This is a genomic window from Kiloniella litopenaei, assembly GCF_000982415.1.
GTDB classification, from domain to species: domain Bacteria; phylum Pseudomonadota; class Alphaproteobacteria; order Kiloniellales; family Kiloniellaceae; genus Kiloniella; species Kiloniella litopenaei.
The window spans coordinates 150,278-173,874 of record NZ_LANI01000002.1; the positions used below are offsets into that span (position 1 = coordinate 150,278).

The following is a 23,597-nucleotide window of genomic DNA, read 5'->3' on the forward strand; positions in this document are numbered from 1 at the left end:
GACAATCAGACGGTAGCAATCAAGATTTAGTCCCGTGTCTCTAAAACGGAAACGTAGCTCGCCACACCAGCGCCCCCCATATTGTAAATGCCACCCAGTTTAGGATTATCCACCTGTATTTCAGCAGGCGCAGTTCCGCTTAACTGCATTGCCGTCAGAACATGCATGGACACACCCGTCGCCCCCACCGGATGCCCTTTTGCTTTCAGACCACCAGAAAGATTTATAGGAAGCTTGCCATCGGGATAGACCCACCCCTCTTCCAGCGCGCGGTATCCCTGCCCGGGTGGGGTAAGACCCATTGCTTCGTATTCAATCAGCTCGGCAATGGTGAAACAGTCATGCGTTTCAACAAAAGACAAATCATCCAGTGTCACATTTGCACGCTGTAACGCCTGTTGCCAAGCCTTGGTGCACCCTTCGAAATGGATAATATCCCGTTTACTCATGGGTAAAAAATCACTGACATGAGACACGGATTTAAAACGCACTGCATTGGCCATTCCCTTGGCCGTTTCTTCGTCTGCGAGTACAATTGCGGCTGCCCCGTCAGATACCAACGAACAATCGGTCCGCTTTAAATTCCCAACAACCGTCGGGTTTTTATCAGACAGTGTTCGGCAAAAATCATAACCAAGGTCCTTTCGGATCTGGGCCAAAGGATTATGCACACCATTTGCATGGTTCTTTGCCGCAATCCGGGCCAAGGCATCAGATTGATTGCCGTATTTCTGGTAATATAGATCACAAATCCGGGCGAATACCCCGGCAAAGCCCCCTTTAATATCGCTTTCTTCCTTGAGATAAGCAGCCTTGAGCAAGGTATCCCCGATCTCCGGCCCTGAAAGCGCGGTCATTTTCTCTACACCGACAACCAAGACCAATCGCGCCTGACCAGATTCAATGGCCCGCAAGCCATGGTGGATCGCGGCCGATCCCGTAGCACAGGCATTTTCCACCCGCACAGCGGGTTTGAATCGCAGGTCGTTATCAGCCTGTAAAATCAAAGACGCCGGAAATCCCTGGGGCGAGAAACCTTCATTAAAGGTCCCCAGTACAACTTCATCAACATCCGATGCAGACAGATCGCTATGTGCCAATGCGTCCTGCGTCACCTTTACCACAAGACTTTCCACATCTTCTTCCGGATGTTTGCCAAAAGGCGTGTGCGCCCAGCCGACGATACAAGCTGACATAGCGTGCTCCTGTTATTCATTATTATAGCGAATGACAAATATAACCGGGGGCCTGTGCGGTAAATTATCTGTCACCTGTTTGGTGTGTAGATAATTACCCTAACATACCTCAGATTGATGCCAACATATTTTTTGCTGCATTGCAGCATTCGCGTTGACATAAGGAAAACGGAAATTAAGCTTTTCTTATCAAACTTATATCATAGTGACACTTATATCATAGTGACAGGGCAAGATCTTATGCGCAGTTATCTGATGCGGATCTTGCCCAGCAGATTATGTTTTTTTGTGATGTTTAAATCCTGGGAATTCATGACAAAGCAATCGGAACAGGGACACAGGACGGTTGATATCCTTGCTTCTGAGCGGGGTCACGATACGCAGAATTATAGCGCAAGTCATTCTGAGTGCTTTGCTATTTTCAACAAAGCAGGCCTTTTGATTACCTATAGCACGAACCTTCAGCAAGTACTCCATTTACCAGATGATGTGGTTGCGCCGAACCTCCCCCTTGCAGAGTTGATGAATCATCTTGTCTTAGATACCGACAAGCACACGAACCAAAAGCAACAAACACCTCATGATAATAAAACATCTGTGCACAATGCATTTAAAGACATTGAAAAAGGCACCATCAAAAGATGTGATCTGATTAATCCGGTAAAGCAACAAATGACCGTTGAGTGCCACCATTTGCATGATGGCTCCATTCTCTACACCTTTAAAATAACTCCCCCCCTTCCCTACACACGTGATGAAACCTACGAGATTACAGAACAGGTTTTCTCTGCACTCGAAGACATCAGCGTCGGCTTTATTCTTTACGACAAGCATGGGAAGTTTGTCTTTTGCAATGCACGTCACCGAGAGCTTTATCCAGAAGTTGCGCACATGTTTCGCCCCGGAACCTCTCGGCAAGATATACTTGATGCCTATTGGGATAAGGTCGGTGATAAAGTTTCTCAAATGCAAAAAGGGGCAAAATGGAATCAAAACAGTCTTTCCCCCCGTGGAGACAAAGAACGACAGCTGCCAAACGGACACTGGATCCAAATAAGTGAAAAAAAGGGAAAGGCAGGGGGAATTATTGCCGTCCGCACCGAAATCACAGAATTGAAAGCCCATCAATCAGCCTTGTTCAAAGTCAATGAACGTCTGCTGGAACAGGCTCAAGAGTTAGAGATTGCTTCGGAAGCAGCCAAACGGGCAACCGAGGCAAAATCCAACTTCCTCGCAACCATGAGCCACGAAATTCGCACACCGTTAAACGGTGTCATCGGAATGGCACAGCTATTAAGGGATTCAGATCTCAATAGTGATCAGAATACACAGCTGGACACCATTATTACATCAGGACAAAGTCTGCTGGAAATCATCAATGACATCCTGGACATGAGCAAGATCGAAACGGGCAATATTGAATTAGAAGAGACAACTTTCAACTTGCACGAAACCGTTGAGGTCGTGACCGCGCCTCTTCTTTCCCTTGCACAAGACAATGGCCTTTATCTAAAAACAAACCTTGATGAGAACTGCCCAAAGTACATCAAGACAGACAGTACAAAATTACGTCAAATTCTAACAAATCTGCTAAGTAACGCGATCAAATTCACCCTTAGCGGCGGCGTCAACCTGTCGATAAAGAAGCTTGCACCTGATGATCCGCGATGTTGTGACTTCATAAAAAAACAAGGGCAGAATTTAGACACGCAAGGTTTCTTGAATATCAACATAAAAGATACAGGAACTGGCATTGCCGAAGATAGGATTGAGACTATTTTCCAATCCTTTACACAAGCAGACAATACCATTACACGCAAATTCGGTGGCACAGGGCTAGGTCTGGCTATTGTAAAAAACCTCACCGAAATTATGGGCGGAGAAATAAAAGCAACCAGTAAACTGAATTTCGGCAGTGAATTTGAAATCATTCTTCCACTCAATCCCCCCGATCATGAAGAAATTGCCGCTTTGGAAGAACAGCATGTAGAACAGAGCGAGGCAAATTGCCCTGCTTTGGATATTCTGGTGGCAGAGGACAACATTGTTAATGCCACAATCGCGAAAGCATTTCTTGAAAAATTTGGCCATCGGCCCACGATTGTAATGAACGGACAACAGGCTGTCGAAGCTATTGCTAAAACCAGTTTTGACCTGGTCTTCATGGATATTCATATGCCCAAAATGGATGGTATGGAAGCAACCACCATAATACGCAGCGGTGACAACCAGCCCAATATACCCATCATCGGTCTAACAGCAGAAGCATTTAAAGAGCGCCACGCGCATTTTAAAGAAATTGGTATGAACGACGTTCTGTCAAAACCCTTTACTAAACAACAACTAAAGGGCACTATTATTAAATACATGGGCACAATTAACCAACAAAGGAAAGCTGACCCGTCCCAACCTTCACGGTTTTCATCAAATATGAATGAAGCTGTATTAGAAGAAGAGCTCGCAACAAAGGTATCGCCGAAGATGACAAATTTACCCGATGAAACTGGTATGCCAATTGGCTCTGACGAAGAATACGAGCTGATGAAATCGCAAATTGGTGACGAGGTTATTGTTGAATTGATCGGTATGGCTCCGGATACAATCAATACCCAGCTTGATAAAATCAAAGAAGGCTTGTCATCCGGTGATAATGACGTGATCTATCAGGCGGCTCATACGCTAAAGGGTTCAGCCAGTTCCATGTTTGCCCCGCGATTGGCAGAGAACGCAAGAATAATGGAACAGCATTCCAAAGACATGACTGCTGCTGGCGATTATCTACCCGTTATTCTACAAACCGCAGAAGAAACAATTTCCTGGTGGAACAGCAAGTTAAACTAGGAAATACAGCTGCATAACAACAATTCATCATCTCTGTATTTTTCCAAATCCCGCATTTTACGATCAACAGAGCAGAATCTTCACTTAAGACTGTAGGTTAGTGCTCTTCTGGCATCCCGGTGTATTCTATCCCTTTATCAGTGATATTTCTGAGCTCAACCGTTTTTTTCAAGATATCCACTGGCCATCAAGATGTTGGGACAAGCAGGGATAAAATCGGGACGAAGAAGCGATGATCGGCCCTGACATCCTTGATACCCTTGATATAGGACCGATCCCTAAAAACATGACCTTTAGAATATAACTGTTACTGTTACGCGATTAGTGCATCTGCCCCTTGGAAATGGCCCCTGTCGAAAACCCCGTTAGCGCCCCTCGACCTTGCCCATGTTGTCGTTCTTCGGGAAAGACTTCATTCAAAACACTGCCCAAATGCCTGGCTTTGACTAGTAATGCGTCTAACCCCGACCAGTACCCAGCCCTGTCCAGAGTCAATCGACCGGCCGTTTCCATCGCCAAAGTGTTTCCGGTCCTTGCGGCCTGAACCAACCACAGGGCATTTAGCTCGGTCACGCAAACCTGTTGCCGACAAACTTCGCAACAGGAAACAATAAACTCAAAGGCTGTCTTGCGTTCATGTCGAATTGTGCCAATGTACGAAGCCGTAGCATTTACAACCCACGCCCCATCATAAGGGCCAAGCTCCTTTTCCCCCAGAACAAAGGCTTTTTCCCACGCATGGGAATCAGGATCAGCATAGGATTGGCAATAGTAACGCAACAAATCCAGCACCAATAACTCTGATGGTTCAAATCGATAATTTTTCAGGGGATAGCTTTTCGATAATCGTGACCAATTTTCATGGCCGGGTGTTTTTGAACAGGTCATTCTCTTCACTTTCCAGCCTGTTTATTCGCTGCTGAGAACAAAGCCTATTATCTTCACTTTGTTCTGATGCAACAATCAGACCTTATGTTTCAAAATGTCCTGACGTTTTAATTGCGATCCATTCTTATGTGGAAGCCACGGGATTATTGAAAATCCCTTGCCGAAGGTCAAGCGTTACCATTGAAATTAATTGATACCCCTGTTCTCATTAAGATAAATTTCCCTGATATAATATAATATTAACGATTGCGGGGTAAAAATGCAGGATCGTAAATATATAGATATCGTAAATATATAGCTTCAGTGGGTTTTGGTCTGATTGGTTGAACAAGATTGCTATCACAAAATGGTTGTCGGAAAAATGGTACATGCAAGAAATCCATTTTTTCTGATGTAAAAGCATAAAATTCAAACCGGATACAGGCCCGTTATAGGTTTAGGTTGTTACAAAAAACGAAAACAATAATGGCATTGCCCGGAAGAATGCCGCACAGAAAATTATATCCCTGTAATCCATGGGATCTACAATCCAAAACAGGGGACTGGGTTGCTTATGGCTGATCTTGTCTCGCATGAATGGCAACATCTATGTGCAACTGCACTGCCCATCCCTGTACTCTATGTTGATGATGACGCCGACTTTGTCGAAGAGGTAAAACAAACTTTAAAACCTCTGGGGTATAAACTGACCTCTGCCCCCACAGCCCATGATGCACTTGATTTACAAAATATATCACCTGCATTCCTCGTCATTATCAATCACACACTTCCCGATGGTTCAGGCCTTGATCTTGTCAAAACGCTGCTTGCGGGAAATCCACAGCTTCAAACCGTTTTTATCACGTCTCAGGCCACAGAAGCCAAAGCAGCCGAAGCCCTGCGGGCTGGCGTCACCTGTTATATAAACAAAGACCCAAAATCCATTTTCTTTGACGTCCTGCCAGCTATTCTGGAACGCGCATTGTTGCGCGCCGAAACAGCAAAAACACAACAAAATCTGGAAACAGAAATCAAACAATCACAGCTCCGTTTGTCACAGGCCGTAACGATGGCTGAATTGGGGTTCTGGGAATGGGATGAAACCAGAAACACGGCCCTTTACTACTCGCCAGAGCTTTTAAAAATTTATGAAATGGACGCCAGTCAAATTGATCTGGGGTCCTGGACAGCAAACAAGGACTTAAAACACCTCCACCCGGACGATTTTGAAAATTATCGATATAAATCGCACTTTCACGATGGCACAGCAGATCGATTTGATGTCGAATTCAGGATAATAAAAAATAACGGATCAATCGCTCATCTACGTGAAATTGGACAGGCAATTAAAAATGATGAGGGCAAAATAATTCGGTCTTATGGGACGGTACAGGACATCACCAGAACAAAGAACACGGAACAAACTCTGCAACTTGCCCTGAGCGAAGCAGAAAAAGCGAATACGGCCAAGTCATCATTCCTGGCAACCATGAGCCACGAATTGCGCACCCCTCTAAACGCCATATTGGGCTTTAGCGAAATTTTGACCGAAGAACATTTTGGGCCTCTGGGTTCAGATAAATATAAAAATTATGCCAAAGACATTCATCACTCTGGCAGCCATCTTTTAAACTTGATCAGTAACATTCTGGAAGTTTCATCAGCAGAGGCCGGACAGTTAGAATTGGAAAAAGAAAGCCTGTCCCTTTGTCGGGTCGTCCAGGAATGTTACGAGGAAGCAGGCCCTCTTTTTGCGAAGGCGGCGTTACAGACAAAGCTGGAAATACCGAACAAGGCACTATCAGTAGAAGCAGACGCAAGAGCGCTCAGACAGATCTTGTTTAACCTCTTCACCAACGCAGTTAAATTCACCCCGGCAAATGGTTCTCTTGCCGTTGAATTGAACAAAGTGACACTTGTGCCATCCGATACCCCCCCGACAAAAACAAACAATGACCAGATTAGTGAACAAACGAATAATGATTTTGGTAATAACAACAAAATGGTCCGGCGCAGTCATGCCCGTATTAGCGTCACCGACACAGGCATAGGGATGACACCCAGGGATCTTTCCAAAATTCAACAGCCCTTTGCCAGAACGAATATTAACCCGCACTTATCCCAGGAAGGAATGGGATTGGGCCTGACAATTGTAAAATCGCTGATTGAAGCACATAACGGAACTATGGAAATACAAAGCAGCCCTGGCGAAGGAACAACTGTACAGGTTTTCTTGCCGCTGCAATAACTTTAGCAAATAATATCAGTCAGCTAGAACATACTCAAAAAATTCCACATGACCACGAAATTGCAACAAATTAACAATTAATAGTATAAATTCTTCAAAAAATACCTTACCCTGTTGGTAAAAGAGCGCCCCAAATAAAAAGGGGTGCCATATGTCTTCAGGGAAAAAAGAATGGCGAACAATTCAGAGGGAATCAATCCAACCAATCAAAACGAGAGCCAATCGATTGGGGATAATTCCGCCGTAAAAAAAAGAAATCCAAACTGGCCTGATGTTTATCAGATTACCCCAACAATCATTCCGAAAATACTCCGTGCGGGCATATCAGACTTTTTAAATTCGATAACATATGGCCTGTTTTTTGGTGGTATCTACGCCGTTGGGGGGTGGATACTGATCCTTCTTTTACTGGAACTGGAACTCCCTTATCTGGTTTATCCCCTTGCAATCGGGTTTGCCCTGATTGCCCCCTTTGTCGCCAGCGGGTTTTATTTTATAAGTCATCAATTGGAAGAAAAACAACCGCTCAGCTGGGGCCGTGCATTCGGGGTTGTGGCATCAATGTTCAACCGCGATCTAGGGTGGATGGCCCTGGTCACAGGTTTTTCTCTCTTCATCTGGCTGGACATGGCCGCCTTTATCACGCTTAGCTTCTTCGGGTTCAAACTTTTCAGCATGGCCGAACTTCTCGATATGATACTCACGACAGAAAAAGGGTTATTGTTTCTGTTTGTCGGGCACGTGGTCGGGGCCATTATTGCTTTAATTGTGTTTTCCTTTTCTGCTGTTTCCTTTCCGATGCTCTATCATAGAGACATTGACTTTGTGACCGCGATGGTCACGTCCGTTCGATTGGTGAAAAACAACCCGAAAACAATGATATTGTGGTGTATTACCATCGCTGCACTTACTTTACTATCCATAGTAGTCGGCCTTATGGGATTGTTTGTCACCCTGCCGGTTCTGGGTCATGCAACCTGGCACCTCTATAAACGTGCGGTTGGACCCAGCCCATTAAGCCACCCCAATACAAAGGCTCTCTGAATAAAAATCGCCCTTTTCTCTCCCTTTTGATAATTCAACAATGGCGAACCATTGATATTGGCGGCATATAACATTCGGGAATCACCTCGAACGTAATGCCCCCATACTTAAGTTCCGCAAACAGGCCTGTATTTATCTATCCGACATCTATTGATCTGGGGAATCTGTATTAATGGACTAATGTTTTACAGAAAAAAACCTGTTAAATAATTCAACTTTAACACTGCGTTAATTGCAACTGACTAAACTTTTAAGGATGAGGGGTAGTGTGGTGAACCTGAAACCCGCACAGAAAACAAAGGAAAATATTCTTAAAAGCTCTATCTATGTGTAATTTTTGTGTATAATCATACACCTGAGAATATCAACTCCTTTCCCTGCATAACGCATGTAGGGTTCAGATTTTGGGACAAAATTTAACATGGCACTTGCTGGATCAGACCAACGCCTTCACAAAGAGCTTGATAAATTAATTCTCTATGTTGAACGCTTTCGTCAAGAACTGGCCGATACCACGCGTAAAAAGGGCGAAAGAACCGACTTTGAAAACGTTTCGGACCAACTGGATGCTCTTATCAGGAACACAGAAGAAGCCTCAAACGGTATTCTAAAATCATCCGAAGATATTCTGGATGTTGTTGAAAAGCTACGCGGGGAAAATAGTGAAGAAGACCGCAACGCACTTTGTGATCAGATTGTCACCCATGCAACGAATAACCTAGAGGCCTGTAGCTTTCAGGATATAACCGGACAGCGTGTCACCAAAATTTTGCGATCTATTCAATTCGTACAGGATCGCGTTAATGCGATGGCCGAAATTTATGGAAGGTCAACGATCCATACACTGGGTATGGAAATTTCTGCGAATGAGGCACCAGAAGAAGAAGTCGCTATGGATGGGCCGGCAATAGAGGCCGAAGAAGCAATCTCACAGGATGAAATTGACGCCCTGTTTGATTAACTCTGAATTTTCTCGACAAACCCAGAAGATAAAGCCCGAAGATCCCGCCGGAAGATAGTCGCTGAATTCCCCTGGGTAATCCCCAATTATCTGGGTAATCCCGAATTATCCGCAAAAAACTTATAGCCCAAAGAACCTTGAAACAAGAAAGAACCTTGGAACAAGAGATCCTCCCAGAACAATAGCTAACCTTTGTCTATGGTCAGCTATTGTCCCGAGTTATCCGCAATTCAGCGTAAAACCAAGTTCAGAAGGTTACCATTAACCGACCACATCAAATGGTGAGCATACCAAAATCATTGTGGCTCACTCTGCCGCAACCTTGTCCTGTGTCTTGAGCTCAAAATCGCTGGCATCATGACGTTCATGCAGCTGGCTATCCAGATCACCCCAAGTACGGTTTACTTTTCTGCCACGTTGCACAGCTTCACGCTTGTCGATCTGTTTGGCCCAACGCAGCACGTTTTTGTAGCTTTCAGCTTCTAGGAATTCAGCAGCATCGTAGCTTCTGTTCATCACTAATGACCCGTACCATGACCAAATGGCAATATCAGCGATGGAATATTCATCGCCTGCCATGTATTCATTATCGTTCAGGTGTCGATCCAAAACATCAAGCTGACGCTTAACTTCCATGGTAAAACGGTCAATGCAGTATTCTATCTTGAAAGGTGCATAGGCATAAAAATGCCCAAATCCGCCACCAAGATACGGTGCACTTCCCATTTGCCAGAAAAGCCATGACAAACATTCTGTACGTTTTGCTGGATCTTTCGGTAATAACGCGTCAAATTTTTCTGCCAAATAAAGCAAGATAGCGCCTGATTCAAAAACCCGTGTAGGTGTTTCGGTCGTAGTATCAAGCAACGCAGGAATTTTAGAATTAGGGTTAACATCCACAAATCCGCTGGAAAACTGATCACCATCGCCAATCTTGATCAAATAGGCGTCGTATTCAGCCCCTGTATGCCCCATGCTTAACAGTTCTTCCAACATGATCGTCACTTTGATCCCATTTGGCGTTGCCAGGGAATAAAGCTGCAAAGGATGTTTTCCAACTGGCAAGGCTTTGTCGTGGGTCGACCCGGCAATCGGGCGGTTGATACTGGCCCATTCACCGCCATTTTTGCTATCCCACTTCCATACTTTTGGTGGGGTATAGTCTGCGGGATGGTTCTCGGGATTAGTCGCAGAATTGCTCATTGAATTTCCTTACCAGATTTTTATTACTAATAATTATAACCCATGGGAAAGGGCACTGACGATGGTATGATCAAAGCATATAATTGATTGCCCCCTAAGTCAGGGCGCAAACTAGCTGCTTAAATGTTTCCAAACCACTTAGCGACTGTTTCTTCTTTTTCAAGAACCCCCGCTTGCGATAATACCATAAGACAAGAAAACTGTACGTTGGGTAATGGAAAATTATACTTGTATCAACATTATATTGGGATCAACAAAAGACTTCCCAGAACAAAAGAACTCCGGAACAGAATGGTGCCAGAACAGAGCACGGCTCTTCCAGACAATTTCATCAGCATTCTCACCTTTTTGCATAACAGTACTTAACGCTTTTATCGTCTTGTTAAATACGCTAGATCAATATCGGCATATAAAATAAAGCTGAACATGATATTGTGGGACAAGGCACAGCAAAGGCCCTTACATCTCGCGCCCCAATTAGCCGTAATATCCTAAGGACCCGTTTTGAAACTCTTTATCTCTGATCTCGACTTCACCCTTTTGGATACTGTTGGTGACTTACCCAGAAGCTCGGCTCTGCGCCTGAACAGACTAATAGATACGGGTGTGCACTTTACCATCGCGACAGCACGGGCAACCCCATCAATAAAGCACTTGATGGAAGGCGTGAACCTAAGGCTACCGATCATAGAACTCAACGGGGCGATTATAAGGGACCTCAACACAGATCACATTCTTGACCACAAAGGTCTGGGTCTGAACGATGCCAGCAAGGCCTTTGATTGTTTCCAGGAAGTTGGACTAACACCTTTTGTGTCAGGGCTGAAAGGGGACGCGACACCTCTCTATTTTCCTGAATTGAAGAACAAAGGCATGCAGTGGTTTCACGATGAAAAAATCATCCGCCAAGACCCTCGATTGTCCGAATTGCCCGCCAATTTGTTCGCCCATCCTCTAGTTACCGATCCTACCAATAGTTCTCTGGCCTTGCCACACGGTGCGGCTCAGACAACAGGGGCAAACCCTTTTTTAGATGATGTTCTTTGTTTTGTTTACCTCGGCACAAAAAAAGAAATCTTCACAATTAAAAATTTGATTGAAGAAAAATTACCTCACCTGCTGATTACGCTTTACCCCAATCACTATATCGGCGGTTGGGAAATCGTTATTTCAGCAGCCCAAGCCAATAAAGGTTTCGCGATAAAATCTCTGTTGGGGCACATAGAACAACATCACAACTTGCTGATTAAAGAAACCACCGCTTTTGGGGACAGCTCGAACGATCTGGAAATGTTGCGTAGCGTCACCACACCGATCGCTGTTGCCAACGCCACGACAGAGATCAAAGCCCATGCCCACGAAATCATTGGGCATCACAGCGAAGAAGCCGTGCTCAGCTACATAGAAGCATTATATACCTAGGCACCGTCTTTTTAACCTCTACCTCCTTTTTAGGCCTTATTCCTCAAGCAAATCCGGATATAATTCTGAACCCAACCAATTCGGGGGCTCTCTCCTCGATTTTTAAAGCCTTCATCATGTCAGACAACACAATCAAAGAATGCAATCAAAATTGTGGTACGATTCTATTTTCAAGATCTGCTCATCACGATGACCTGTCTTCCCTTTTCAGCTTGAAAAAACAGGCCTTTGGGGCAGAATCTTTAACCTTTTATTAGCCATAAAGTCACCATTTTGTGATAGCGACACAGCCATAGCGAACATTAAATCCGGCCTTAACAACCAAAAAAATAAATAAATTCAATAGCTTTCAAAGCAATCCCACGAGAAACATACCCCACCTCTATCCCGCAGAAAATGTCGGTTTTGTGACATGCACTTTCTGCATATCGGCGTTGTAGGAATGCCACTCGTAAAAATAAATCACTGGGACTATATCTTTGGCTATCGGACGAACACGATAATTCGCGAAGCGTCTAAACTTTATTTACCTACTGTTTAGGAGTTAGAACAATGGCAACAGTAACATTCACAGAAACACTTCCTGTAAACCCAACTGCAACTTATGCAGAACGCATTGGTTTTGCCCTTGGTAACCTTTTTGTTTCCGCGTTTGACGCCATTGAAAATTACAAGCTTCGCCGGGAAACACTTATCGCGCTTGAAAACTGCAGTGATGCAACTCTTGAAGACATCGGTCTGGCACGTTGCGATATCGCCGGTATCGTTTCCAAGATCTAATAGATCAAGCCGACCGTGTTCATAGAAAGTTCGCGTTTTAAACGAACCTCCCATCGTTTTTGATGCTTGTAGCTTTCTCGATAAAAAGACCCCAAAGATTTGATCTTTGGGGTCTTTTTTACGCAGTTCAACCGCCTCTGTTCCCGCCAGACGGTAAAATAACTCTCCTGTTTCACGACTTTTCTCAACCAAGGTAATACCAGACAAATAATCCTTTAGATCAAGCGGATCAAAATCCCCGCGAGCGGGCATTTTTCGACCGTGTTTGCGTGAACAATACTCTTGATAGAAAGCTGCAATTTTCGGATCGCATTGGTCCAAAAAGCTTTCATCATAAATCTTGTTCCGTGGATGCTTTATCTCAAACATAAAGGTTGTTTCCAGCTCACAGATAAAAGAGGATATAAGGGATTATCGCCTTCAATTATTATTCTTTTGTAAAAATACAGCCATAAAATCAAGGTTCATAAAAGAAGGTGGAACAAACAAAAAGCCAGGGGATAAATAAGGACGAGGAAATAAAAACCCCAAAAAAACAATAAAGTTATAAATTGCTATTGGTCACAAAAGCTATTTCCCAACAGATAGGAGCAGACGCCATATTTCTATTTGTTTTGGTCGTACTGTTGCACGGAATATAACAAAATCATATTAACGTCAGTATCGTTATTCGAAAGTGGCAGAAACAAGGTTTCATCATGAATGATTTTACTGGATTTCTCTGCTTCATTGGTATGATCATAAAGGAACGTTTTATATTCTTTTACATACCTGTAATTCTCTTCGGCCTCTTCAGCCAATTCCCCATAGAATTCTTCGCGTATGCTTTTTCCAGTCGGGTCTTTTCCCCGTATTTCCACCTCTTTTGTACCGACAAGACGATAGATAAAGTCATTCGTTTCTGGCTTCACATCAACCAAGGTAATACTGGGCAAATATTCTTTCATTTCCAATGGATCAAAGTCAGAACGGGACGGCATTGATCGCCCTTGTTTTTTAGCACAATAAAAATCAAAAAAAGCGCGAATGTTTACATGACAAACGTCAAGAAAAGACTCATCATAAATCTTGTCGGTCTTATGCTTGAGTTCCATCATTACTCCTGATTATTCATTTCTTGTTATTCACTAAGTTTTATTTTCTGACTTTTGCTGTTTCCACTCTTTTAACCTCATTTTACCATTTCGGCTAGACAACTCTACTAGGGATCAGCAGAAAAACATAGACAGGCGCAAGTGCCCTTACCCGGTTCACTTTCGATTTCCAGAGTACCACCATGTAATTCCATAAAGGATCGAACCAACGGCAAACCAAGTCCTGTGCCGTTCTCTGTATTGGTGGAAACATCACCAACTTGGTGGAATGGAAGCATCGCCAGACCCAAATCGGCCTTATTCATTCCAACCCCGGTGTCTTTGACCCCGATAATTTTCCTATTTTTATCATCTTGTTTAAAAAACAGTTCGATATCGCCGCCTTCCGGGGTATATTTACAGGCGTTAGACAGCAAGTTGACAATCATTTGCTTTGTCATCCTTGAATCAGCAAAGATCGTTGCATCCTCTTTCTCGGTTTTTATACTAATCGTTACCCCTCGTGTGACTGCCAAGCCCTTCATCAAACGAGCACTTTCCTCAACAATATCAGCCACACAGATCTTTTCTCTATCCAGATCCATCTTGCCTGCTTCTACTTTTGCAAGATCAAGGATATCATTGATGATGGCCAAGAGATGCTGACCACTTTCGTGTATCAGGGTCGGGTATTCTTCGTACCGTTCATTGCCAATTGCCCCGAAAATCTTTTCGGTCATCATAGATGAAAACCCGATAATTGCATTCAAGGGCGTTCGCAATTCATGGCTCATCATAGCCAGAAATTCACTTTTACTTCTGTTTGCCTGCTCGGCCAGGACTTGCGCCTTTAAAGCATCGGCATGTGATTTTTTCATGGCTTTTGCAACGGTCGCAAGCTGTTCGTTTGCCTGGGACATTTCATCCCGGAATTGCTTTTCAACCGTTATATCGCGCCGCAGATTAACGAACCCAACCCCGGGAATTCGCATCTCACTCACCATATGCCAACCGACGCCGGTGTTTTGTTCAAAAGGGCCATCAGGCGGGTTATGCAAACGTTTCAAGCGTTTTTCAAGATATGCTTCGGGATCAGAAACACTAAGGGGATCAGTAATAACACCCGGGGCCTTCATGGTCAGCTTGACGACATCAAGATAGTGTTTCCCGACCATTTCTTCCAACGGCGGCATGTAGGAAAAAATCTGACGATATGCTTTGTTAAAATACATCAAACGATCGTCAATATCATAGACGATCATAGCATCGGGCATATGTTCAACTGCCAACCTTAATAATGCCCCGATCTTTAGCAACTTTTGGTCGTGCGACACTGGGGACAAGGTCACGATTTGCTGTGCACAACCACCGATTTCAAGACGACCAGACGATACATGACAGAAAATAGACTGTCCATTTGCATGCCGCAAAGTAACTTCGTCCTTAGCCACACACCAAGGGTTAATCACTTTTCTGTTACTGCTATCTTTTTCGTTAGAAATACGGGATGTATCAGAAGGGCAAGGGGAAACATCTATTAATTCATCAGGGGTTAATGCCTGTAACTCATCACGGGTATACCCCAGCATTTCCAGAGCGCGAGAGTTTGCATCAAGAAAAGACAAACAGTCATCTGAAAGCACCAGAATAGCAGCTTCCAGCCTGTCTGACTGATTTGTTTCTGCAATCCCCCCCAAATCAGGTCCCTTGATTTCTACTGACATCCCCTAAACCTACTCACCTTTTGCCAGCATTTGACATTACATTCCTTAACTTCGGAACGAAACACAAACGACATATCTTGTCCATACAACTTGTTGTGAAGCAAATCTAACACAAAACAACCTAAACAACTCTTAATCTCAACGATAAGAAGTATCAGAGTTTGATTTTGGTATTTCGCATAGCTTGCCCGCCCCCCCAGAAATCCGGCACATCCCACCACAAGGTTGATACTCAAAGCGTTTCCAAAAAATAAATTTAAGTAATAATTTCAATGGAAACAAACAAATCACTCACAACACACAATTAGGTAAAAGAAAAATTTAATCTTTTCCCCCTAGGCTTTGATATCAACGGAATAAATGCAGATCAATGGCAATAACATGACCAGGTTTTCAATGTTCTATACAACATTTTCACGACATAAATCCTTTCCTTTTTCGGGGCGATTACTTCGTGCAACGTTTTTTTTGTTGATAACAATTTTCTTTTTCCCCGCTTTTGCAAAGGCATCTGTTCCGGAAAGCAAAGATCCTATCAGGATTATTTTGAACAACTGGACCAGCCAGATTGTTATGGCAAAAATTTATGGGAAAATCCTTGAAGCAAAAGGCTATGAAGTTGAATACAAGGAACTAACGACCAAAGATCAATGGGCCAGACTTCACCGCGGCCTTGAACACGTTCAGGTTGAAGTGTGGGAAGGCACCATGGCCGAAGATCTAGAACGGGTAAGAGCCAAAGGACAAATAGTCGAGGTCAGTGATCATGATGCGAAAACACGCGAAGAATGGTGGTATCCCAGCTACGTTGAAGAACTTTGTCCCGGATTACCAGATTGGAAAGCCCTGAAGAAATGTGCATCACTGTTTTCAGATAGCACAACAGCTCCCCGTGGAAGGTATGTTGCGGGACCTTGGGAAAAGCCAGAAAAAGCGCGGATAAGGGCACTTGAAATGGACTTCACAGTGCGTCCTGTTAAACAGGCTGACGACCTATGGGTTGAACTGGAAAAATCCTATCAAAAGAAAGAACCGATTGTGCTTTTTAACTGGAGCCCCAACTGGGTTGAAGACCGGTTCGAAGGCAAATTCATTGAATTCCCCAATTATAGCGCAGAGTGTGAAACGAACCCCGCCTGGGGCGTTAACTCTGAACGTATCCACGATTGTGGGAACCCAAAAGATGGCTGGCTCAAGAAAGTTGCTTGGGTGAAAATGGAACAGACTTGGCCTTGTGCCTATGGTGTCCTCAGCGACATGAACTTTACAAATGCCATGATTAGCAAGGTTTCGGCCCTGGTAGATGCCGATGGTATGACCTATGACCAGGCAGCGGATCGCTGGTTAAAAGAAAATCATTCATTACAGAATTCATGGGGTCAGCATAGTTGTGGGAAATAACCGGAACCTCGTGACGACATCAGAATCTTTCACCAGTAAATGCATTGTATTTTGAGCAGATAACGTGAGCGCAAAAGACCTACAGCCCCCAAAGGTTCAAAAACGACTTGCGACCAAGGTCGCCAGATCAGTCATTCTTGTCGCCCTTGTTATTGGATTGATGATGAGCACTATCGTCGCCTATCTGGATCTGCAAGAAACGAACGACAGTTTCAGAAAAACGGTCGAACAGGTCATAAAAACTGCACACGAGCCAGCAGCAAGGTCGGCCTATAACGTCAATGATGAATTGGCGGGCGAAGTTGCAAACGGTCTTATGGAATATGATTCCTTGATATCAGTGACAATTCTGGATGACCTGCATAATACACTGACCAGTCGATCCCGTGTCCTGGAAACCTCGCCCCATCGCTGGATAGCCGACGAGGGATTTGGCGGGTTACAATCTTTTGAAATAGAACTGCGCACCATTGATGATCCCGAAGTAAAGGCCGGCTATCTTCAGGTCATTGCCGATCCCATAGGTGTCGCAGAAGAATTTGTGCAACGGGTCACACTCGAAGCCTTGGTGATTATCCTGCAGAGCTTAATAATCGCAGGGATATTCTCGCTGATCTTTTATCGCCTTTTAATCGGCCCACTGCAAAATATCTCTCATGCGCTTGCGACAACTGATCCAGATAATCCCCTGCAATCACAACTGAATGTTCCCAAGACAAATCAGGGCGATGAGCTTTATGTTCTGGCGGAATCAGGGAACCGCCTTTTACAGTCAATCGCAAAGCGTACCCAGGAACGCGATACGGCCGAGGCAGACCTTAGAAAAGCTGCCCAAACTTTGGAACAACGTATCGTAGACAGAACTGTAGAGTTGGCCAAACAATTTGAAGCCGCAAAAGCTGCCAGCAAAGCCAAGCAAGAATTTCTTGCTTCCATGAGTCACGAAATACGCACCCCTATGGCAGGCGTACTCGGCTTGGCCGACATGTTACTGGATGACGATATAACGCCAGATACACGCGAAAAAGTAGAAAAGATGAAAGAGACAACTCAATCGTTGCTCGTTATCATCAATGACATACTTGATCTATCAAAAATTGATTCAGGTAAGCTCAAGCTGGAAAATATAGATTATCGGTTACGGCATGAGCTATATAAAGCAATAGAAGTGGTAGAACAGTCAGCACAACAAAAATCACTGAAACTGAATATTCAGATTGATGATGATATTCCAAATAATTTACATGGTGATCCCAATCGACTGCGACAGGTTCTAATCAACCTGTTGGGAAATGCGATTAAGTTTACAGAAAAAGGCCACGTTACCCTTTCCGCCCAACAAACAGTTCACGAAAATGACAATCGGTTTCTGATTATTAGCGTTACAGATACCGGTATTGGCATCCCTAAAGACCGCCTCAAAGATATCTTTGATGAATTTACCCAGGCTGACGCGTCGATTTCACGACGATACGCAGGAACGGGTTTGGGGCTCGCGATTTCAAAACGCTTGGTCGATATCTTGGACGGAAGCATTTCAGTATCATCCGAAGAAAACAAAGGTACTGTTTTTACCGTCAAACTTCCCCTTAAAAAATCTGACGATACCGCAGCACCCCCGGCAGAGAAAAAAGTTGCGGCCCTATACGAAGCTCAACGCAGTCTGTCTATCTTGGCCGTTGATGATAATCCTCTCAATTTACGCATTGTCTCAGTCCTAATGGCTAAATATGGCCATGTTGTCAGACAAGCAGATACCGGGAAAAAAGCGATCGACATTCTATCTGATCCAGCACTTGCCCCTGTCCCGGACCTTATTCTTATGGATATTCGTATGCCGGAAATGAGCGGCCCCGAGGCAACAGAAATCATTCGGGGTTTTGACAACAATATTGCCAACGTTCCCATTATCGCCCTGACAGCGGACGTTGTTGAAGAACATGTAAAAGAATTTATGGATGCAGGCATGAACGGATTTGTTGCCAAACCCATAAATCCGGGTGTACTTCTTGAAGAAATCAACAACGTTATGCTGGAAAAAATTCACGAACCAGTCGTTGAAAAAGAACAAAGTGCATGAACAGGTATTAACCGTGCCTTAATCACAGCGCCCTAGGATATGCTATATGGTTATCAGGTGCTTTTATATGTCGATCCTTATACGGGTTATTATCGTCTTTACCCTTCTAATGCTGTTGCTGGGGGCAACAACCGTTACGCTTGGATTTATATATAACCAATCAACAAAATTAACCCAACAAGAGACACAGCGACTAAACGCTTTGAAACTCGCCGATAGATTACGCCAGTCATCTGATGATTTAACACGCATGGCACGAAGTTATGCTGCGACAGGTGACCAACGATTTGAACAATACTTTAACGATATTCTGGATATTCGAAACGGACTAAAACCAAGGCCCGAGAATTACAACAGTATCTATTGGGATTTCCTGATTGCCGGAACCTCGGACAATAGTTCTCCAAAACCAGCCATTTCGTTGTTATCACTCATCGAAGCCCTTGGGGTTAGCGATAAAGAACTCGCTTTTCTCGAAGAGGCCAAATCAAATTCTGATGACTTGGTGTTTTTAGAACGCAAAGCCTTTGCTGCCCTTAAGGGTCTGTTCACAGACGAAAACGGAAACCTCACCCGAAAGGGACCTCCCGATCAACAGCTTGCCATAGACATCCTGTTCAGTGCTGACTATCACGATGCCAAGGCTAAAATTATGCTGCCGATTAAGAACTTCGGTTTGGAAATAGACAGGCGAACAGCCAACGAAGTTGCAGTGATAGAACAAAGAATTAATTTTTTGACTTTTCTCGCAGCAATCCTTGATCTTTCAACCATTTCCTTTGTCCTTTTAAGTTTTTTTCATCTGCGGGACAGGCTTATCAACCCTATTCTTTACCTTGCGGATGTAAGTAATGAAATTAGATCCGGCAATCTTGATATAAGACTGCAAGATACACATACCGACGAAATCGGCCAGCTTGTTGTTAGCTTCAATGCAATGCTTGAAACGATCCAAGAAACCCTTTCCTCCTTACACGACGAGATAGCAACCCGCCGGGAACTTTCCGAACGGCTTGATAATAATAACGATAACCTGCTTCGGGCACAGCGAGTTGCAAAAATGGGACACTGGTTTTGGGACTTGACCACGGGCTATGAAGAATGGTCTGAAAACCTGCCGAATATTTATGGCCTGCCAAGGGATGCAAAACCGGGATACGATACCTTTATCGCCTGTGTCCACCCGGATGACAGAGAACGGGTTGAAAAGATACAGGCAGAAAACCTTGAAAAAGGAACCAAATTTTCACTTGGCTATCGCGTGGTTCACCAAAATGGGGAAGTACACCATGTCATCAGCCATAACGACCTGAACTGTGACCCGTCAGGCAAGGTTCTTCAGGCCACAGGTCTGGTACAGGATGTAACAGACCTGAAACACGCAGAGGAAAAACTGGAACAGTCAAAAAAAGAGGTTGAAGAACTCAACCGCAATCTGGAAAACAAAATAAAACAGCGAACCAAAGCATTAGAAAAAGCAAAGAACGAGGCAGAAACCGCCAATTCTGCAAAATCTGACTTTCTGGCGACTATGAGCCACGAAATCCGGACACCTTTGAATGGTATGATCGGCATGGCGCAACTGTTAAAAAACACACCGCTCAATTCTGATCAGGAACACAAAATTTCGACCCTGATTTCATCCAGTCAAAGCCTGTTGGAAATTATCAATGACGTTCTGGATATGAGTAAAATCGAAAGTGGTGCGCTGGAACTTGAACATAGAATTTTTGATCTGACAGAAATGCTTACCCCCCTAGAGGCCACCTTTGGCTCACTTGCCAGTGAAAGGGGCATCAAGTTTGTCACTGACATCGAGCTACACAACCAGAAACTGATTTTGAGTGATCAGACGCGATTGCGCCAGGTACTGAACAACTTGCTAAGCAATGCATTTAAATTCACATCTGAGGGGCAAATCAGCCTGTCAGTCTTGATGAGTGATCGTCCCCAACAGGGCAACAAAACATCTGCTCAGTCCCGTGACAATGCTCCCAGGTTGATGTCCAACCTGCAAATTCGGATCGAGGATACAGGAATTGGTATCGCCCCAGACAGACTTGACAGTATTTTTGATGCCTTTAGTCAAGCGGACAACACCATAACCCGTAAATTTGGCGGAACAGGTTTAGGCCTTAGCATCACACAAAACCTGATCACACTAATGCAAGGCAATATCAAGGTGAACAGCACCGAAGGCAAGGGTACAACTTTTACCATAGACCTGCCAGTTGCCTTACCTGACGAAGAAGAGAAAAAAGACTTTAGCAATCAGCAAAACCGCCCGCAGGCTGTTGATCTCGGGCGACTATCTGTTTTGTTGGCCGAAGACAATCCCGTCAATGCCATGATCGCAAAAGCCTTTCTTGCCAAGTTCGGGCACGATACCATCCGGGCCGAAAACGGCGAAGAAGCCGTTAAGCTTTTTGCCGAAAATGACATTGACCTCATTCTAATGGACGTGCACATGCCTGTTATGAGCGGCATTATCGCAACTGAACAAATCAGAGCCACGCAAAAGGGCGCAAACATACCTATTATCGGCCTGACAGCCGAAGCCTTCACAGACCGTCACGAAGTCTTTCGCAAAGCAGGCATGAACGATGTTCTGACCAAACCCTTCAAAGAAGAACAGCTGAAAGCCTTGATTGAAGAGATCTATCTGTCATCTCTTGATTCCCCCCAAATAGCATCTGCATAAGCCGGATTGTCCTATCCGCCTAAACTGAATATATTTACGCAGCTATAAACAAGAGCTGACCAAACATGCAGGATCAAGCCCCCAAAGATCATTATCATGATCCCCTTCTTACCCGTCTCTACGATCTCCAGAATCCCTGGGGACCGGATTGTGATTTCTTTCTGGGTCTTACAAAAAGAGATTCAGGGGTACAAAAAGATTTAAGGGCACAAAGAGATGCGGGGACGCAAAGGGAAACAAGCCCCCAAAGAATACTTGATGTCGGATGTGGCACAGGGCTATTGACCGTTGCCTTTGCAGAACAAGGACACGATATAACCGGGATTGATCCCGCTTTGGATATGCTTGCCATAGCTGAAACCCGACCATTCGGTGACAAGGTTTCCTGGGTTCAGTCAGATGCAGCCACGTTCAAATCTGACCTGCGTTATGATCTTATTATTCTCAGTGGTCACGCTTTCCAGGTTTTCCTGACCGATCAGGCAACCCATGACGCCCTGTCCAACCTAAAGTCCCTTCTTGCGCCGGATGGCAGAATTGCATTTGATACCCGCAACCCCCAAATAAAATCATGGGAAAACTGGACACCCGCAAAAACAAAAGAAACCTTTGTTCTTCCCGTAATCGGTTCCCAAAACCGCGTAACAAGTCACCAAAATAAAGACAACGGCCAATCGCTAGAGATCGAAGTCTGGCATGATCTCGGTAAAGTTGAAAAGTATGGCGACGGTAAAATAGTCCAGTACTTTACCCTCTATCAAACAAAAGAGGATGGATCGGAAAGGGTTCCTTTGGAACACCCATCGACAGGCCCGGTCAAAACCGAAGCACAAATCAGATTTTTGAGCGATAGAGAACTTGCCGCACATATGGAAAAAGCGGGGCTTTCGCTGGAACATCTATACGGCGATTGGGATAGAACCCCCTTTGAAAAGGACAGCAAGGAAATGATCGTGGTCGCTCGTTCAAGGCCATGATAGCGATCAGAAAAAAGCCCATAGCAAATAAATGCTATGGGCAACCATATTCATATAAATGACCTTTAGGCCATGAACGGGATTATTGCTTCGCCCATTTCCAATAAAGTTCCCGCGCCAGTTTGCTTACCGGACCAATAGGATATTCCACGTCCTCAAACTTGACCACCGGGGTGATTTTCGAAATGTTACCGCTCATAAAGACCTCGTCTGCACCTTCGAAATCCTCGAAAGACAGGGTGGTTTCAATAACCTCGCGGCCCGCTTCACGTAACAGACCAATAACACGCTGACGGGTAATGCCGTTCAAAAAAGTACCATTTGGTATGGGTGTGTAGATTACATCATCCTTGACCATAAATACGTTAGAAGTTCCGGTTTCGGCTACATTCCCCAAAGCATCTGCCACAAGCGCATTGTTATAACCGCGGGCCTGTGCTTCGCGGATCATCCGGCCATTATTTGGGTAGAGACAGGCTGCCTTGGCATTTACAGGTGCCATTGACACCATCGGGCGCACAAATTTTGTCCGGCAAAGTGTTTGTGTATAGCTGCTCGGTGCCATGGGAAACTGTTCCAGGCAAAGACAAAACTCGGTAGAGTTTTCATCGGGAACAACCGTCCCTGCACCCCCTTCTTTCGACCAGTACATGGGGCGAATATAAACTGCAGCATCATCAGCAAACTTTTTCAAACCTTCCATGGTCAGGTCAATAAGCTGCTGGGTCGTCATGGTTGGTTTCAGGCCCATAACTTCGGCAGAGGCATTCACGCGCGCGGAATGAAGATCCAGATCGGGGACAACACCTTCGAAAGATCGCGCACCATCAAAGACGAGCGACCCAAGCCAGGTACCGTGATCCGCTGCCCCCATAATCGGTAAATTACCTTCGTGCCATTCACCTTGGAAATATGTCCAGATTACTTCACCGATAGCCATCCCGCTGCCTTCTCTGTTTTTTTAAATAGGGTTGTGAAATTTTATACAATAGCTTTATTCGGCCCTAAGCAATTCTTCAAGCCTAGTTTATCTAATACCATACAAAAAAATTTTCTAATCCGAAGAGATTACCTGGTTT

Annotated in this window: 16 protein-coding genes and 1 pseudogene; 10 read left to right on the forward strand and 7 right to left on the reverse strand. The window is 44.5% G+C overall.

Features of this window, described 5'->3' with window-relative positions; genetic code table 11:
* Positions 1-26 precede the first annotated feature (26 nt).
* Positions 27-1,196: an acetyl-CoA acetyltransferase gene (locus tag WH95_RS02400; RefSeq protein WP_046502520.1), complete on the reverse strand. Its 1,170-nt coding sequence runs from the start codon at positions 1,194-1,196 to the stop codon at positions 27-29.
* A gap of 312 nt (positions 1,197-1,508) precedes the next feature.
* Between WH95_RS02400 and WH95_RS20355 the strand changes: the two genes are divergently transcribed.
* A complete protein-coding gene (locus WH95_RS20355; protein ID WP_162199369.1) occupies positions 1,509-4,037 on the forward strand; it encodes an ATP-binding protein in 2,529 nt (842 codons plus the stop codon).
* Positions 4,038-4,358: 321 nt separating this feature from the next.
* Here WH95_RS20355 and WH95_RS02410 read toward each other — a convergent pair whose 3' ends face one another.
* Positions 4,359-4,925 carry a hypothetical protein gene (locus tag WH95_RS02410; RefSeq protein ID WP_046502522.1) on the reverse strand — a complete coding sequence of 189 codons (567 nt, stop codon included), beginning with the start codon at positions 4,923-4,925 and terminating at the stop codon, positions 4,359-4,361.
* Positions 4,926-5,478: 553 nt separating this feature from the next.
* Between WH95_RS02410 and WH95_RS02415 the strand changes: the two genes are divergently transcribed.
* The 3 genes from WH95_RS02415 (at position 5,479) to WH95_RS02425 (ending at position 9,157) form a co-directional block, all read left to right on the forward strand.
* Entirely contained in the window at positions 5,479-7,152 is a 1,674-nt protein-coding gene (locus WH95_RS02415; protein WP_046502525.1) for an ATP-binding response regulator, read from the forward strand.
* Between the two features lie 171 nt (positions 7,153-7,323).
* Entirely contained in the window at positions 7,324-8,196 is an 873-nt protein-coding gene (locus WH95_RS02420) for a DUF2189 domain-containing protein (protein WP_052741724.1), read from the forward strand.
* Between the two features lie 421 nt (positions 8,197-8,617).
* A complete protein-coding gene (locus tag WH95_RS02425) occupies positions 8,618-9,157 on the forward strand; it encodes a hypothetical protein (protein WP_046502527.1) in 540 nt (179 codons plus the stop codon).
* Positions 9,158-9,463: 306 nt separating this feature from the next.
* Here WH95_RS02425 and yghU read toward each other — a convergent pair whose 3' ends face one another.
* Complete coding sequence (gene yghU / locus WH95_RS02430; RefSeq protein WP_046502530.1) at positions 9,464-10,360, reverse strand: glutathione-dependent disulfide-bond oxidoreductase; 897 nt, start codon at positions 10,358-10,360, stop codon at positions 9,464-9,466.
* Positions 10,361-10,864: 504 nt separating this feature from the next.
* Here yghU and WH95_RS02435 point away from each other — a divergent pair.
* A complete protein-coding gene (locus WH95_RS02435) occupies positions 10,865-11,782 on the forward strand; it encodes an HAD hydrolase family protein (protein ID WP_046502531.1) in 918 nt (305 codons plus the stop codon).
* Positions 11,783-12,334: 552 nt separating this feature from the next.
* Complete coding sequence (locus WH95_RS02440; RefSeq protein WP_046502534.1) at positions 12,335-12,562, forward strand: DUF1127 domain-containing protein; 228 nt, start codon at positions 12,335-12,337, stop codon at positions 12,560-12,562.
* Positions 12,563-12,712: 150 nt separating this feature from the next.
* On the opposite strand, the pseudogene WH95_RS21845 reads toward WH95_RS02440, so the two are convergent.
* The 3 genes and pseudogenes from WH95_RS21845 to WH95_RS20365 form a co-directional block, all read right to left on the reverse strand.
* Positions 12,713-12,814: pseudogene (locus WH95_RS21845) on the reverse strand (hypothetical protein); the annotation flags it as partial.
* A gap of 353 nt (positions 12,815-13,167) precedes the next feature.
* Entirely contained in the window at positions 13,168-13,659 is a 492-nt protein-coding gene (locus tag WH95_RS20360) for a PAS domain-containing protein (RefSeq protein ID WP_082113947.1), read from the reverse strand.
* 104 nt (positions 13,660-13,763) lie between these two features.
* On the reverse strand, positions 13,764-15,359 hold the full coding sequence (locus tag WH95_RS20365; protein ID WP_052741726.1) for a PAS domain-containing sensor histidine kinase: 1,596 nt from the start codon (positions 15,357-15,359) through the stop codon (positions 13,764-13,766).
* Positions 15,360-15,740: 381 nt separating this feature from the next.
* Here WH95_RS20365 and WH95_RS02455 point away from each other — a divergent pair, with 381 nt between their 5' ends.
* The 4 genes from WH95_RS02455 (at position 15,741) to WH95_RS02470 (ending at position 22,518) form a co-directional block, all read left to right on the forward strand.
* A complete protein-coding gene (locus tag WH95_RS02455; protein WP_218044428.1) occupies positions 15,741-16,760 on the forward strand; it encodes an ABC transporter substrate-binding protein in 1,020 nt (339 codons plus the stop codon).
* 64 nt (positions 16,761-16,824) lie between these two features.
* The gene (locus tag WH95_RS20370; RefSeq protein ID WP_052741727.1) at positions 16,825-18,840 is read left to right on the forward strand and encodes an ATP-binding protein; all 2,016 of its coding nucleotides are present in this window, start codon (positions 16,825-16,827) and stop codon (positions 18,838-18,840) included.
* A 67-nt stretch (positions 18,841-18,907) separates the two neighbouring features.
* Complete coding sequence (locus WH95_RS20375; RefSeq protein ID WP_052741728.1) at positions 18,908-21,541, forward strand: ATP-binding protein; 2,634 nt, start codon at positions 18,908-18,910, stop codon at positions 21,539-21,541.
* A 65-nt stretch (positions 21,542-21,606) separates the two neighbouring features.
* Positions 21,607-22,518: a class I SAM-dependent methyltransferase gene (locus WH95_RS02470; RefSeq protein WP_046502537.1), complete on the forward strand. Its 912-nt coding sequence runs from the start codon at positions 21,607-21,609 to the stop codon at positions 22,516-22,518.
* An 82-nt stretch (positions 22,519-22,600) separates the two neighbouring features.
* Here the strand turns inward: WH95_RS02470 and WH95_RS02475 are convergent, their stop codons facing one another.
* Positions 22,601-23,458: a branched-chain amino acid aminotransferase gene (locus WH95_RS02475; protein ID WP_046502540.1), complete on the reverse strand. Its 858-nt coding sequence runs from the start codon at positions 23,456-23,458 to the stop codon at positions 22,601-22,603.
* Positions 23,459-23,597 lie beyond the last annotated feature (139 nt).